The sequence below is a fragment of the Paenibacillus sp. M-152 genome, from assembly GCF_003856555.1.
GTDB lineage: Bacteria > Bacillota > Bacilli > Paenibacillales > Paenibacillaceae > Paenibacillus > Paenibacillus polymyxa_C.
Genome location: NZ_CP034141.1, coordinates 4,212,476 through 4,227,892, shown reverse-complemented (window position 1 = coordinate 4,227,892; position 15,417 = coordinate 4,212,476). Strand labels below are relative to the sequence as shown.

Annotated in this window: 13 protein-coding genes; 9 read left to right on the top strand and 4 right to left on the bottom strand. The window is 45.3% G+C overall.

All coding sequences use genetic code 11. From position 1 onward, the window contains the following. The first annotated feature begins 124 nt into the window (after positions 1-124). From thrC to EGM68_RS18420, 4 genes are all read left to right on the top strand, one after another. Positions 125-1,516, top strand: a complete 1,392-nt coding sequence (thrC, locus tag EGM68_RS18435) for a threonine synthase (RefSeq protein WP_040103165.1) — start codon at positions 125-127, stop codon at positions 1,514-1,516. 419 nt (positions 1,517-1,935) lie between these two features. Continuing rightward, positions 1,936-3,312, top strand: coding sequence for an NADP-specific glutamate dehydrogenase (gene gdhA, locus EGM68_RS18430; RefSeq protein WP_016821831.1), 1,377 nt, complete (start codon positions 1,936-1,938; stop codon positions 3,310-3,312). 282 nt (positions 3,313-3,594) lie between these two features. After that, positions 3,595-3,987, top strand: a complete 393-nt coding sequence (locus EGM68_RS18425; RefSeq protein ID WP_040103851.1) for a MarR family winged helix-turn-helix transcriptional regulator — start codon at positions 3,595-3,597, stop codon at positions 3,985-3,987. A gap of 50 nt (positions 3,988-4,037) precedes the next feature. Continuing rightward, positions 4,038-4,691 (top strand): nitroreductase family protein, encoded by a 654-nt coding sequence (locus EGM68_RS18420; RefSeq protein ID WP_025679299.1) that lies wholly within the window; start codon positions 4,038-4,040, stop codon positions 4,689-4,691. A 143-nt stretch (positions 4,692-4,834) separates the two neighbouring features. Here the strand turns inward: EGM68_RS18420 and EGM68_RS18415 are convergent, their stop codons facing one another. Then, a complete protein-coding gene (locus tag EGM68_RS18415) occupies positions 4,835-5,992 on the bottom strand; it encodes a VanZ family protein (protein WP_040103166.1) in 1,158 nt (385 codons plus the stop codon). 7 nt (positions 5,993-5,999) lie between these two features. Continuing rightward, positions 6,000-7,343, bottom strand: a complete 1,344-nt coding sequence (locus EGM68_RS18410) for an amino acid permease (protein WP_013372423.1) — start codon at positions 7,341-7,343, stop codon at positions 6,000-6,002. A gap of 272 nt (positions 7,344-7,615) precedes the next feature. On the opposite strand from EGM68_RS18410, the gene EGM68_RS18405 reads away from it, so the two are divergent. Beyond that, on the top strand, positions 7,616-9,610 hold the full coding sequence (locus EGM68_RS18405; protein WP_080771898.1) for an AraC family transcriptional regulator: 1,995 nt from the start codon (positions 7,616-7,618) through the stop codon (positions 9,608-9,610). 169 nt (positions 9,611-9,779) lie between these two features. Here EGM68_RS18405 and EGM68_RS18400 read toward each other — a convergent pair whose 3' ends face one another. Beyond that, positions 9,780-10,832: a 2,3-butanediol dehydrogenase gene (locus tag EGM68_RS18400; RefSeq protein WP_016821825.1), complete on the bottom strand. Its 1,053-nt coding sequence runs from the start codon at positions 10,830-10,832 to the stop codon at positions 9,780-9,782. Between the two features lie 341 nt (positions 10,833-11,173). Between EGM68_RS18400 and EGM68_RS18395 the strand changes: the two genes are divergently transcribed. Next, positions 11,174-12,211: a LacI family DNA-binding transcriptional regulator gene (locus EGM68_RS18395; RefSeq protein ID WP_040103167.1), complete on the top strand. Its 1,038-nt coding sequence runs from the start codon at positions 11,174-11,176 to the stop codon at positions 12,209-12,211. Between the two features lie 85 nt (positions 12,212-12,296). Continuing rightward, on the top strand, positions 12,297-12,941 hold the full coding sequence (locus EGM68_RS18390; RefSeq protein WP_129549755.1) for a hypothetical protein: 645 nt from the start codon (positions 12,297-12,299) through the stop codon (positions 12,939-12,941). 97 nt (positions 12,942-13,038) lie between these two features. Here EGM68_RS18390 and EGM68_RS18385 read toward each other — a convergent pair whose 3' ends face one another. Further along, a complete protein-coding gene (locus tag EGM68_RS18385) occupies positions 13,039-13,968 on the bottom strand; it encodes an AraC family transcriptional regulator (RefSeq protein WP_129550342.1) in 930 nt (309 codons plus the stop codon). A 191-nt stretch (positions 13,969-14,159) separates the two neighbouring features. Here EGM68_RS18385 and EGM68_RS18380 point away from each other — a divergent pair, with 191 nt between their 5' ends. Together EGM68_RS18380 and EGM68_RS18375 are read left to right on the top strand one after the other, a co-directional pair. After that, complete coding sequence (locus EGM68_RS18380) at positions 14,160-14,897, top strand: SDR family oxidoreductase (RefSeq protein WP_129549754.1); 738 nt, start codon at positions 14,160-14,162, stop codon at positions 14,895-14,897. Between the two features lie 235 nt (positions 14,898-15,132). Further along, positions 15,133-15,411: an ArsR/SmtB family transcription factor gene (locus EGM68_RS18375; RefSeq protein WP_016821820.1), complete on the top strand. Its 279-nt coding sequence runs from the start codon at positions 15,133-15,135 to the stop codon at positions 15,409-15,411. The last annotated feature ends 6 nt before the right edge of the window (positions 15,412-15,417 follow it).

The window sequence follows — 15,417 nt, the reverse complement described above, 5'->3', positions numbered from 1 at the left end:
GGTAAAGTAGGAGAAAGTCTTTGAAATATGAAAAAAAGGCTTGGTTACAGCACCGCGACAGGGTATTATAGACAATAATATATTCGAAAAAAGGTTCGAATTGAATTTTTATTGGGGGATGTATATGAGATATATAAGCACTAGAGGTCGAGTAGAAGCCAAGGGATTTATTGATACCGTGCTCATGGGGTTAGCTGACGATGGAGGTCTGATGGTACCGGAGCAGATTCCGACCGTGTCGGGAGCTACGCTGGAGCAATGGGCTACATTGAGCTACAGAGAGCTGCTGCTGGAAGTTTTTGCGCTGTATATCAATGATGAGATTCCTCGTGAAGATTTGGAACAACTGGTGGAGCGCAGCTATGCGAGCTTCCGTCATCCGGAAGTTACGCCAGTGAAGAAGATCAACGATTCCCTGTCTATTTTGGAGCTGTTCCATGGACCTACGTTCGCGTTCAAGGATGTGGCGCTGCAATTTATGGGTGAATTTTATTCCTACGTGTCCAAGAAGCAGAATGAAATCATTCACATTTTGGGTGCAACCTCAGGCGATACCGGGGCGGCAGCCATTCAGGGCGTACGAGGCAAGGAAGGTATCAAAATCTGTATTTTGCATCCGCATCAAAAGGTGAGCAAGGTACAAGAACTGCAAATGACGACGGTAGACGATGAGAACGTGCTGAATCTATCTGTAAAAGGAAACTTTGACGATTGTCAAAAAGTGATTAAGGACCTGTTTGCAGATTTGGACTTCAAAGCCAAACATCATCTGCGGGCGATTAACTCGATTAACTTTGTGCGTATTTTGGCGCAGACGGTATATTACTTCTATGCTTATTTCCGGACGCAGGAGTCTGCGGGTGCGAAGAAGATCAATGTCAGCGTGCCTTCCGGCAACTTTGGCAATATCTTTTCCGGCTTTCTCGCAAAGAAAATGGGTCTGCCAATCCATAAGCTGATCATTGCCACGAACGAAAATAATATTTTGGAGCGCTTCGTGAAGACAGGCGAATACCAGCCAGGCGATTTCAAAAGCACATATAGTCCTTCCATGGACATTCAGGTGGCAAGTAATTTCGAAAGATACCTGTATTATTTCCTTGGGGAGGATGCAGCCAAGGTATCTGAGTACATGAATAAGCTCAAAACCGAGGGACGGATTGTGATCGGAGCAGAGGATTTGAAGCGAGTTCAGCAAGATTTTGAAGCGCTTGGCGCTTCAAATGAGCAGTGTCTGGAGCTGATCAAAAAATACAAGGCTGAATATGATTATTTGCTCGACCCGCATACGGCTTGCGGTATTGCCGCGTATGAGGCGTATAATGGCGCAGACGAAGTCTGTGTGACCTTCGCGACAGCACATCCGGCCAAATTCGATGAGGCGATCCGTCTGGTGGATATTAAGCAGGAGTTCCCGGCGCAAATTGAACAATTGTTCTCCAAGCCACAACACCAGCAGGTGGTAGAGCATGACGAGGCCGAAATTGTGCATCAGCTTGAAGCCTTTTATGTGTAACAGAATATTTCCGTAACGGTGAGTGGTTACATTCTTGCGGATGAGAAAAGAGGCTGCGCCCTGTGCGCTAGCCTCTTTTTTTATAATCCATATTTTCCAGATATGATGTATGTTTTAGTTTCAATTTGTTCACATTATAATGCCATATAGAGTAAGGTGTTTAACCTTTAGAAATCGTGAAAAAAGCCCGTAAATCAAGGGATTTGGCTTTAGGAATATAACAGGCAATGGTAGGTTCATAGAGTTATTTAATGAAGGATACAAAAATCTTTTATAGGCGAATTGGATGTATTTATATAAAAAATCATGTATAGTTAACTAAATTTTATCAATACATAAAGTTCCACTCTCAAGGGTGCAGAATAAAGCCATTCCGTCATTTAACAGAGGGGCTAATTATAAAAGGGGTGTATTAAATAATGACCATGATCCGTCCAGAGCAGAGTCAACAAGCAGCAGCCGAATATGTACAGTCCGTTTTTGAGAAGGTTATCGCGCGCAATCCTCATGAGAATGAATTCCATCAGGCCGTCAAGGAAATTTTGGATTCGCTAATTCCGGTATTGGCTAAGCATCCTAAGTATATGCAGCAGGGGCTTTTGGAACGGTTGGTGGAGCCAGAGCGTGTCATTACCTTCCGTGTACCCTGGGTAGACGATGCAGGCAATGTACAGGTCAACCGTGGCTTCCGCGTACAGTTTAATAGTGCGATTGGTCCTTATAAAGGTGGACTCCGTTTCCATCCGTCCGTGTATCTGGGTATCGTCAAATTTTTGGGTTTTGAACAAATTTTCAAAAATGCGTTGACGGGTCTTCCCATCGGTGGTGGTAAAGGCGGTTCGGACTTTGACCCCAAAGGTAAATCAGATAACGAAGTGATGCGTTTTACACAAAGCTTTATGACGGAGCTGTATAAATATATCGGCCCAGATGCTGACGTTCCGGCAGGGGATATTGGCGTAGGTGGCCGTGAGATCGGATACATGTTCGGGCAATACAAGCGGATTCGCGGAGGACATGAAGGCGGCGTCCTGACGGGTAAAGGGATTCATTACGGAGGTAGTCTTACACGTACGGAAGCAACTGGCTACGGTTGTGTGTATTTTGTAAACGAGATGCTGCAAGCTCAAGGTTTGTCCTTTGAAGGACAACGTGTCGTTGTGTCGGGCTCGGGTAACGTATCCATTTATGCGATTGAAAAAGCCCAGCAACTCGGTGCTACAGTCGTGGCATGTAGCGACTCGAATGGTTATGTTTATGATCCAGATGGTATTGATCTCAAGCTGGTGAAGCAGCTTAAAGAAGTGAATCGTCTGCGAATTAGCGAGTATACGAAAGAGCGTCCAGGCGCAATCTATACAGAAGGCTGCTCGGGAATCTGGTCAATCCCATGCGACATCGCATTGCCATGTGCGACACAGAATGAAATTGACGAGCATGCAGCGCAGTTGCTGGTAAGCAATGGCGTAAAAGCTATAGGTGAAGGTGCGAATATGCCGTCCTCGCTACAGGCCATTGAAGTGTTTTTGGAGAACAGAGTTCTGTTTGGACCAGCCAAAGCTGCCAATGCAGGCGGAGTAGCGGTCTCGGCGCTCGAAATGTCGCAGAACAGCATGCGTCTGTCATGGACCTTTGAGGAAGTGGATGCCAAGCTGCATGATATTATGAAAAATATCTATGCTAACAGTGTGAAGGCGGCTGAGGAATACGGCGTGCCCGGCAATCTGGTGGTCGGAGCGAACATCGCCGGATTTGTGCGTGTAGCTGATGCTATGCTGTCTCACGGGATTATTTAACTCAAGGCCACAATTCCTTTTCTCAACTGTAAAATGATTAATAACCTAGCTAATAAAAGCAAACTTGAAGCTGAGCGGCTCCGTGGGAGTCGCTCAGCTTTTATTTGGAATGAGGCACTTTATTTCTCTCAGGGACTTGATTTATTGTTAAAGAGGATGTATATTACTTGATATATCAATAATTGATGGATCAAAGGTTGGATCATGAGACCCAGCGATATGCTAAAGGGAGGAGAGATTGATATCACCCAGACACCATCCGAGGCTGAGTATATTTTTGATATGCTGCTGCTGCTGAACAAGCAGATTAGCTCCAAGTTTGAGCGGTGTGCGGGGATCAGCGCATCCAGATTGCAGTTGTTATGCAAGTTGTATCAAGTGGAGGAGATTAGCCAAACGCTGCTGCAAAAAGAGATTGGCATCGACGGTGCGGCCGTAACGCGCCATTTGAAACAACTGGAGGCGGCTGAAATGGTCACACGACGCACGAAGCCAGAGGACAATAGGGTTACTTTGGTAAGCCTGACCGATTATGGACGTGCGCGTATTGTCATCTTTAAGCAGGAGCGCTCGCAGTTTGTAGCTCAGCTGCTACAGAGCTTTGATGAGACGCAGCGGCATCAGCTAGCCGATATGCTGCAAGTGATGAATAGTCATATATCCAGTATGGACTGACAACATTGTCATATTACGATTACCCACAGAGGAACAAAGGAGAGATTGGAATGAGTAATACGAATACATCCAATATTGTAAAAACGAATGATTTTAAGGAAATCGCACTGGGACGCCGTTCGGTAAAAGTATACGATCCGTCCGTGAAGATTAGCCGCGAGGAAATGACAGAGATTCTAACGGAAGCTACACGCGCACCATCCTCCATTAATCTGCAACCTTGGCGTTTCCTTGTTATTGATAGCCCAGAAGGTAAAGCAACCCTGGCGCCATTGGCTCGTTTCAACCAACGTCAAGTGGAGACCTCTTCGGCAGTGATCGCTGTGTTTGGGGATCTGAACAACTTTGATAATTTCGAACAAATCTTCGGAGAAGCTGTAGAACTGGGCTATATGCCACAAGACATTAAAGAAATGCAACAGGAGAAGGTAACAGCCCATTTTGCTGCCCTTGATCCAGTTGTGAACAGAGAAACGGTCCTGATTGACGGTGGATTGGTGTCTATGCAGCTTATGCTGGTGGCACGTGCTCATGGGTACGACACTAATGCTATCGGCGGTTATGAAAAGGATAAAATTGCTGAGGCCTTTGGTATGGACAAAGACCGTTATGTCCCTGTTATGCTCATTTCGATGGGTAAAGGAATCAACGAGGGTCATCCGTCCACACGTCTACCAATTGATCAAATTGCACAGTGGAAATAAGTTGAGTTAACATCTATACGCAACATAAAATATAAGCAACATAAAAAAACAGGTGGAGCAAGGACATCCCTTTGCTCTCACCTGTTTTTTATTTGCCTGGATGCAATGTAGATCCGGGGCTTGATGACGTGTCGATCCTCTGGTTATTTTTGTACTATATTCGCTCCCGACGTCTGTGTTGGGTCAGCGATGTCATTCTGAGTAGGATGGTAGCGCTTGGGCCATATAATCTGGTGCGAAGTATGGCTAAGCTCCTCATAAAATAACAGGCCTTTCTTGAATAGGCGTATGACTAGATGGAAAAAGAACCATCCGTTCATCACCAACAGCACAAGGCTGATCAGAACACTTATCCAAGGAGACAGATGAGATCCCAGTACAGATCCACCTAGTACGTAATTCAGTCCAAAATACAACCAATACAAGAGACTGTAGCGCTTCATGAGCTCCCACAGGGAAACTCTTTTTCCTCTCCCTGTAAGATGAATGCGTACCAGCCACTTCCCCGGAGTTCGTCCATTCGTCAGGTAAGGAACCACCATAAAGTAAATTCCACTGGAAACCCAGAAAGCAGCAGATACATGCATGGACTCCATAATGCTGAGCAACCCCGCCCAAAGGATAGAATCCACTAAATAGGCTACTCCTCGTCTCGTATAGGACACCCGTTTGGTCGTAATGTCCAAGTGCTTGTCCAGATGTTCCAAACGGGGAAGGAAGCGTGAGAACCATTCGCCGAGCAGAAAGCCCAGCATACCGCCCAATGTGTTAGCCATCAGATCATCCACGTCAAACACACGATACGCATGGTCAAAAAATCCATACAATCCTGTCAACTGTGTCACCTCAAAGAAGAGGGACAAGGTGAAGGACAGAATGAGACACCATCTCCATCGTGCACGGAAATAATAACGTAAGAACATACCGAAAGGCATGGTCATCATCACGTTAAAAACCACTTGCAGAAAAGCACGCTCCTTCAGCAAATGAACATAACTGGAGGGATGAGCAGGTGAAACGGATGTTTCTCTTATAATGTCTTGCACGAACTGCAAGGGCATTAATTGCAACGCTCCCCCGGCCAAGGCTGCATTATGACGCGATGCTGGAAGCGGTAGTATGACCAAAAAGAAGGCGTTCATCAAGTATAACAGCATCAAGTAAAGCAACCACGCTCTAGCCTTGTGAATATAGCCATGTCTGCGATATTGCACGATGAGAAATGGTAGTGTAAACAGTAACGCAGCAACAGGGAAGGCTAGAAAAGCATATGAAACTGGAAACAGATACGATTGAATCATGAGCTGTTTAAGCCTGCTTTCTCCGGAACTTCACCAAAGACCAGATGATTAAAAATGCCATAAAAGCCACGCATACACTGATGCTGATCCGATTTTGCGGGTCAATCAAGAACAGGAAGGCAATGACCCATAGGCATCCCACTGTTACCGCCGTTATATAAGGATATCCCCATATCTTGAAAGTAGGCTCTACTGGATAAGATTTGCGCAGTTTCAATTGGGACAGGCAGATACAGCTCCAGACAAGCAGCACGACAAAGCCAGGTACAGCCATCAAAATACGGAACAGCCCGTCCTGAGCGACGTATGCGACCATGGAGCCAACAATCAGGATGACTGCGCACAGTTTGAGACTGTTCACCGGAACTCCATTTGAAGACAGGCGCGCGAGTGACTTGGGACCTTCTCCATTAATCGCCAGCGAATGGAGCATGCGTGTAGCCCCGTAAATTCCCGAATTGGCGGCAGACAGTACAGCAGTGATCAGAATAAAATTCATGACATGAGCTGAGCCTTGAAGCCCTACAGAAGACAATACCTGGACAAACGGGCTGGTACTTGCATCCAATTGGTTCCAGGGAATCAAGCCACAAATAATGAGAATTGGCAGCGTATAGAACAAAACAACGCGAAGAATAAAACTTTTAACCACTTTAGGCAGTACCTTTTCTGGATTTTCAGTCTCCGTCAACGTCAATCCGATCAGCTCAGACCCTCCGTAAGAAAAGGTAACGACCAGCAACGCCGAAAAGATAGCCAGCCAGCCATTGGGGAGAAACCCGCCGTGCTGCGCGTAGTTGCTCAGATAAGGTGGAGTTTCAGTGGGAATAATTCCGAATAGTATACAGCCACCCAAGGCGATAAAGATAATAATCATGGCGATCTTAATACCCGCCAACCAAAATTCCAGCTCCCCTAAACCGCCGACACTCAGCATGTTGACGACAATAATGAAAGCCGCACTTGCTAAACTGAGGAGCCATAGAGGAACATCTGGCAACCAATATTGCAGAAAGCTTCCAGCAGCAATGACCTCAATAACACAGACGGCCAGCCACATGAAGCAATACAACCAGCCGATAATAAAAGAAAGTCGCTCTCCAAAAGCCTTGCGAATAAAATCCTTCATATTCATGTTGGGGTAGACCGTCGCCATCTCAGCAATCGCTCCCATAACGACCAGGAGCAGGAGTCCTGCAAAGACATAGGACAAAATAACTCCAGGTCCTGCCAAGCTAATCGTTTCGGTACTTCCTTTAAAAATACCCGTCCCGATGACTCCACCCATAGCCATAAAGGTAATATGCCGTGGTCGAAGCTTTTTGTGTAAAGTTGCTTCATTTGATTTCAATATGAAATCCTCCTTCATCATAGTGTATAGCTTCAGCATAGCCCAAGCAGGGTTACTTCAATTAGACTTATACTACATGAAAATATCCAATTAGGAAATGAAAGAAATAGGATCTGGTAGGAAGAATGACATAGATAGGGAACAAACTGGTGAACAGAGGCAGAATGATATCGTTGACGATTGTTGTATTATGATATCATTCTGTCTTTATGATATATAATGAGGTTGGTTTGAAAAAAAGTATGATATTTAAGAAGCGGAGGCTTGGATACGTGAAGCAGGATCGGCAAAAGCAGACAGGTTCCCATACCGGGATGAGCAAGGGGCATGAAGCTGATGAGCTGAACAAGCTGCTGTCTGTATGGCTTCATTCGTCGATCCGTGTCATGGATGTCCGGCACATTCGACTGGAAGCGGAAGAGCTGGCTCAACCCTATCGTCTCCCAGCGCATGCTTTTGTGTTTATGCTACAAGGTAGCGTACGCTTGGCTGGTGATTGGAAGGATGCACCCCATTCAGGTTATGTACTGCATGGCAGCAAAGGCTTTGAACTGAATATAAATGCCTCGCCATGCGGAATCGAATATATTCTTGTACTATATAAAGCAAACTCTTTTTCGGGAAACACGGTGTATCATCATCCTTCGATAGCTTATGGTTTCATACCGTCCTATCCGGTTATACTATATCAAAAGCTGCAACTACTGGCGGACGCCTGGCAGGATCAAGAGGCGTTATCGAAGATTCAGGCTCAGGGTCGGTTCTATGATTTTGCATATGAATGTATGCGCCAATGGCAGGAGCCGCAGGCTCCGACTTCCACGCGGGATGTCGTGGCACAGGCGATTCGATTTATGCAGGCTCATTATGCGGAGTCCATCACGCTGGAACGTCTGGCCGGATTATTGGAATGCAGTCCGCGACACCTGACCCGATTATTTAAAAAACAAACAGACTGTAGCCCGATTATGTATCTGATTCAACTACGGATGGACAAGGCGAAGGAGCTTTTGCGCAAGACGGATGCCACTTTACAGGATATTGCTGTGAGTGTGGGGTATCCGGATGTGTATTTCTTTAGCCGGGCATTCAAAAAACATACTGGTGTATCCCCGGTTCATTATCGGGACAGCTTATATTCATCTGCTTTTGTTAGTGATATGCGTCTGGATAATCCATCAAGCATGTCTGAATGTTCCATTGATTCGAAAAGTGGCGCCCTGCATACTGTTATTGAGGATAATAATCATTATCAAAATCATGATGAAGGGATTTTACGAATGAATAGAAACGCAAAGCATTCCATGGCATTTATTTTATTGCTTAGTTTTACCCTGCTGCTGAGCGCATGCTCAGACTCATCCAGTCCTGCGGCAACCGATGGCGCTTCGCAAGGGAACAATAATACATCAGCGGAACCAACATCACAGGAAAGGGTGCTGAAGGATGCACTTGGGCATGAGGTCAAGGTTCCGGCTCAGCCTCAGCGTGTGCTCGCTTCTTATCTTGAGGATCATCTGGTAGCGTTGGGTGTTAAACCGGTAGCCCAATGGTCGGTAGGTAAAAATTCAGTTCAAGCTTACCTGCAAAAAGAATTGAAGGATGTTCCTGCCATCGCTTCAGATCTTCCGTTCGAGGCGGTTCTGAACTTCAAACCTGATCTGATCATTATGGACAGTGCGAGTATGGTCGAAGGTGACAAATATGATCAATACTCCAAAATTGCTCCGACCTATGTTGTAGGCAGTAATATGAATAATGATTGGCGCCAAGAGCTGCTGACCGTGGGTGAGGTGCTGAATAAGAGCAGTGAAGCGAAGCAGGCATTGAGCGAGTACGACAAAAAAGCAGCAGAAGCGAAAGCCAAGCTAAGTCAGAAGGTAGGACAAAAAACCGCTGCGGCATTGTGGGTAACGGATAAAAACGTATATGTGGTGAACCAGAATCTATCCAGCGGTGATGTATTGTACAAGGATTTGGGATTTAAGATTCCACAGGTCGTACAGGAGATTTCCAAAACAGCCAAGGCGAACTGGAGTAACTTATCCCTGGAAAAACTGGCTGAGCTGGACGCTGATTATATCTTTATCGTGAATAGCAAAAATGTGAGCAAGGATGAGATTATTAAAGATCCAGTCTGGGCAGGAATTCCGGCAGTTAAAGAAGGGCACGTATACGATTTTGGTAAGGATTCCAGCTGGTTGTATACAGGTACAATTGCAAACAGTCAAATGATTGATGATGTTCTGAAAAATGTAATGAAATAATGTAACTCAATCATCTAGATTATAATAAAACAGCGCTATTCTTACTTCACGGCAGAGACCATAGTAGGAGAGCGCTGTTTTGTCTTTTCATTTACATGGACGCTTGCCGTGCAACCTGGTTTTATAATAAAAGATGCCTGCACAGGGCAGACATCTGTTTTTTTCGATATTAGGCTTTCGGAGATACCAGGATTTTAACCTGATTTTTTTCTTTCAGGAGACCTTCAAAACCTTGCTCGATTACTTCTTCGAGCTTAATACGTTTGGTCACAAGCTTGTCAGCAGGGAAATATCCTTTTTCCATCAAGCTGATGACAGCCGGGAATACATCACGGTAGCCGATAATACCAGTCAGATTGCGTTCCTTCATAACGATATTGTTCGGTTTGATTGGAGCTTCTTTTTCAAAAATGCTGACGATCATGATTTGTCCGCTAATTTTAGTGGATTCAATAGCTTGAGTCAGCACAGGAGGTACTCCAGTGACTTCATAGGCTACATCTACGCCACCGTTGGTCCGTTTGTGCAGTTCTTCCACAACATCATAAGTTTTAGGATCAAGCACAATAGCACCCAGCTCTTCAGCTTTAGCTTTACGCTCCTCGGAAAGCTCTACTGCATAAATCTCAGATGCGCCCGAAGCTTTCAACGCTTCAATAACCAGCAATCCGATAGGACCAGCGCCAAACACGACAGCTTTGTCGCCGACTTTCAGTTGGCTTTGACGTACAGCATACAAAGCAACGGCCGAAGGCTCTACCAAAGCGCCTTGCTCGAAAGATACGCTTTCTGGAATTTTGTGAACCATGTGCTCGTCAGCTGCGACATATTCAGAAAATCCACCGCCGCCGCCTGCCAAACCGAGGAAGCCCATTTTATCGCAAAGGTTATATTTGCCTTGTCTACATGCATCACATTCTCCACATGCAAAAACCGGTTCTACGACTACACGGTCGCCAACCTGAATTTTAGTTACACCTTCACCGATTTCAACGACTTGTCCAGAAAATTCATGTCCCATCACAATCGGAGCTTTTTCGCCAGTCAGTGGATGCTGAGCGTTTTCAGGAATGAAGATCGGTCCTGCTACATATTCGTGAAGATCGCTTCCGCAAATGCCACACCATTCTACTTTGATTTTTACTTTTCCTGGAAGAGCAGCGGGTTGCTCAATGTTCTCTAAACGTAAATCTTTTACTCCATGCCATCTCAATGCTTGCATGTCTTGTCATCTCCTTGATGAATATATGATCATTGCCGCTATAAAAGTGAATGAATAAGGAAACGTTTCCGAAAAATAATATGTCACAATTTTTACACATTGTCAAACCAAATTAATGCAAAAAGCACTTGATTTTTTTGTGAATATAATCACTTGTGACTATGGCGCTATATTTGACTTACTGCTCTATACAAAAGAGTTTTTACGAATTATTCAGGCGAGGAAGAGACTAGAAGAAAACGAATTCAATTTTTAGAGACCCATTCTGTGGTATAATATCTATATTAGAGAGTTTATGTTCATAGAGAGAAAACGATTCCGAGCGTGAAAGGATTTTGGGTGTGTCAGAGCAAAAGAAAGTAACCATAGAGGATGTAGCCAAGCGGGCAGGGGTCGGTATTGCGACTGTCTCCAGGGCTATTAACGATAGCGAGGGCATCAGCCCCAAGACGAAGGCATTTATTTTGCAAGTGATTGAAGAAATGGGCTTTACGCCTAACACTTCAGCTCAGAGTCTAAAGGTGCGGCAGACACGCCAAATTGCGCTGGCTGTACCGGATATCCGTAACGCGATCATTCCAGAGATTGCTTGGTCCGTAGAACAGGCCGCCAAGCAGCACGGTTATCGTGTCGTGCAGATCAATACGGCCGGGAATGCCAGGATGGAGCTTGAAACGGTGCGTGAGGTTAAGAAGCTGCATGTAGACGGGCTCATCATTATGCCGCTGGCGTATCCCAAAATGTTGGTTGATCTGATTAACAAAGCGAACGTTCCCGTGTCTATTATTAACTATGGCAAGAAGCTGGGTGAAGACGTCAAAGCGGATATCGTCAGTCTGGCCCGGCAAGAGGGAAGACTTGTGATGGAGCATTTGCTTAAAATCGGAAGAACGAGAATTGCTTATGCAGGTGCGGCGAAGGACAAAATCGAAGAGAGGTACTTTGCTTATGAGCAGTCTCTCCAGCATGTGGACCCCTCGCTTGTATACTTTGGCGATGACTTTTCCTTCGAGACCGGGCTACGGGCAGCCGATTATTTTTACAGCTTGAAAAATATGCCGGATGCGATTTATGCAGTTAATGATATGGTGGCCATAGGAATCGTAAACCGCTTTAAGGATTTGGGTGTTAAAGTACCGCGAGAGGTTGCAGTGGTCGGTATTGATAACAATTTGTGGGCTACGGTAACGACCCCGCAGATCAGCTCAGTTTCTATCATGGGGGAAGAGGTGGCACGCCTGGCTGCGGAACTGCTGCTTAAGCGAATTCAGGAACAGACCGTGGGGGATTATGAGCGTATACAGTTTGAGCCTCGCCTGATTGTCAGGGAATCCAGCGTCTCCGTGATCCGTAAGCCTACGGTTGGGCATGACGAGTAAAGTAAGTCTAGCTCTGAACCCTATTCCGTTATAACCATGGATGAATGGCTGCAGGCGTAATAGATATGGATAGGAGAGTGGATTCATGTCAAAAGGTAGCGTGTTCGTTTCTGGAGCTTGTACTACATTATTGCTGGCTGTAATCCTAGGATGTACTCCCCATGCTGACCCTGCGTCGCCGTCTGGAGCAAGCAATGAGGAGCCCAAGCAAAGTGCGGCCAGTGCAACCAGTACGCAGCATGCCCAGCAAAGTAAAGAGGAACTTGTACTGTCCTTTTATAAGGATTCATCCCTCAGTGATGAAGCAAAAGTACGTCATATTACGGACCATTTGGCAGGTATCCATTGGGGGAAGATGAACGAAATTAGTGAACATCAAAGCATGGAAATCATTGATTATCTCTATAAACAGCGCGCTTTGGTTCCTTCGGAAAGTTTCCCGAATGTGATCAAGGGCACTGCTGGCTTGGATGGAGCGCTAACTGAAGAATACGATAATCTTATGGAAGATTTGTTTACAAGGGACAAAACTACGATGATCCGAGCATTGGCAGATATGGACAAAACCAACCGCGTACAAGGTATAGGGGGCATCGGGTATGCTCTCAGCTATAGAGACCCGAAGGAAGTCAAGAAAGAGATTCAACAATGGCAGGCAGGACAACAGCTTACTACGGCAGAGAAGGATGTTATTCGTGCTCTGTTCGCCAAGCTGGATAATCCGTACTGATGCTGAATGAGTGATGAGCTTTGCCTAGAAGTATATAAAATGAAAAGCTGCTTCTCTACCCGAGGCAGCTTTTTTGTGCTGTTTGTACATCCTGCGATTATGATTGGAGGTGATCCTGATCTACACGCAAGCGCTTGATGTCACGAATTGGAGGGAGGCCGAACAAGCGAGCGTATTCACGACTGAATTGAGAGGGACTTTCGTAGCCTACCTGAAAACCGACATCTGCCGCATCTGCTGATTCAGATAACAACAGGCGACGGGCCTCTTGCAGACGTAATTGTTTTTGATATTGCATTGGGCTCATAGCTGTAACCTCTTTAAAATGACGATGTAGCGACGAAGGACTCATATTAGCCAGTTGGGACAATTCATCAATTCGCAACGGCTTATCATAATCTTGTTTAATTCGCTTTATGACTTCTGCGATCCGGTTTGAATGGCTACCAGTCATGACCAGTTGTTTTAAGGACTCTCCCTGCTTCCCCTGTAAAATCCTATACAATATCTCACGTATAACTAATGGAGCCAACACCGGAATATCCTGCGGTCTTTCCAAAAGACGTACGAGCCTTACCACGGCATCCAACAGTAGGGAGTTGGTTTGACTTACATACAAGCCTCGCCTGGAATCAGGTATTGAGGTAGTAGGAAAAGTAGACTCCTTGATGAGATCCAAAACCTGATACGGATCAAAATTGAGCCGGAAGCACAAATACGGGGCTTCTGCTGAGGCTTGTATCACCTGCCCGGAAATTGGTAAATCTACCGAAACCACAAGGTAGTCGGATGTGCCGTAATAGTAACTTTCCTCTGCGAGTATCACGACTTTTTTTCCCTGAGCCACAATGCATAAGGCGGGTTCATGGACCTGATAAATTGGAACGGTGGTAGTCGAACTTCGGACGAAGTGAAGTGAAGGGATATCTGTAGCGTGAACTCCGTCGTGACTTGTAAATTTTTCTATGAGAATGGGCAATTCGGTTTGTTTTTTCATCGTGAAATCCTCTATATTAGTTGCCTCCATCATGACACATCCCTTCTAATGAACCTCTGGAGGATTAGGCAATAATTTGCTCTGATTCTTCTACCAGTTCCAAGCACCATCGTCTCATAATAAAGATATAGAAACAATGCCCAATGGACAAGTGAAAAAGTAAAAGGAAAAGGAAAACAGCATTCTACTTCAATAATTTCTTAACTAAAGGAGGAATAAGCATGTTAGATATTAAAGGGAAAGTTGCAGCTATTACAGGAGCAAGCAGTGGAATCGGTGAAGCTACTGCTCGTTTACTTGCTCAACATGGGGCTCATGTTGTATTAGGAGCCAGACGCACAGAACGACTGGAGGTTCTTACCTCCGAAATTCGTTCAAAAGGGGGATCGGCTGATTATATGCAACTGGATGTGACCCAAAGGGAGCAGATGGAAGCGTTCATTAAGTACGCTGAAAAACGGTTTGGACGTGTGGATGTCATTGTGAACAATGCAGGAGTGATGCCTCTTTCAAAATTGGAAGCCCTGAAAGTAGAAGAATGGGACCGCATGATTGATGTTAATATACGAGGCGTTCTGCATGGGATCGCGGCAGGGCTTCCCATCATGAAAAAACAAGGATTTGGTCAGTTTATCAATATTGCTTCTATTGGCGCGTATAGTGTAACGCCGACTGCAGCAGTATACTGCGCAACGAAGTATGCAGTTCGGGCGATTTCTGAGGGGTTGCGTATGGAGGTTGGTGGGGATATTCGTGTAACGCTGGTATCACCGGGAATAACCGAATCCGAGCTTGCCGACAGTATTTCAGATGAAGAGGCTCGGCAGGGAATGAAAGAATACCGCCGTATTTCGATTTCGCCGGATGCCATTGCTCGTTCCATTGTGTATGCCATGGAGCAGCCTGCGGATGTAGATGTGAATGAAATCATTGTCAGACCCACGGCAAGCACGAATTAACTCCATGCAATAAAATCCGTGGCTCCATCTCTGCATTCAGATTGTTTTGTCCCCTATCCTTCTTTGCCGATGGGGGATTATTTTTATTATAAGATGAGGAAGACCATTATTCACACTATAGAGTCCCAAAAAGATGCGACTTTAACATAATCGGGTTTACTTTTACCAATGTTTGTGTTAAGTTAATTTCGACAAACATCGAAATTAAGACTGGAACCGAAGGGAGACGAACAGGGTGAAAGAGACAACAGAGATGCAGCAAGCTGTAAAAATATATAAAGCACTTGGAGAACCGACTCGTCTCAAGATAGCACTTCTGCTAAAAGAGGAAAGTGATCAATGCTGCTCTGTACTGGGCGAGAAGCTGAACAGTGTAGCGATTTCAACGCTATCACACCATTTGAAGCAAATGGCAGAATCGGGACTGCTCACATACCGCAAAGAGGGGACGTTTATTTATTACAGCTTGGATGTGGAAGCAGCACAGAAATATGCCCCGTTCCTGTTGACATAATTTTTT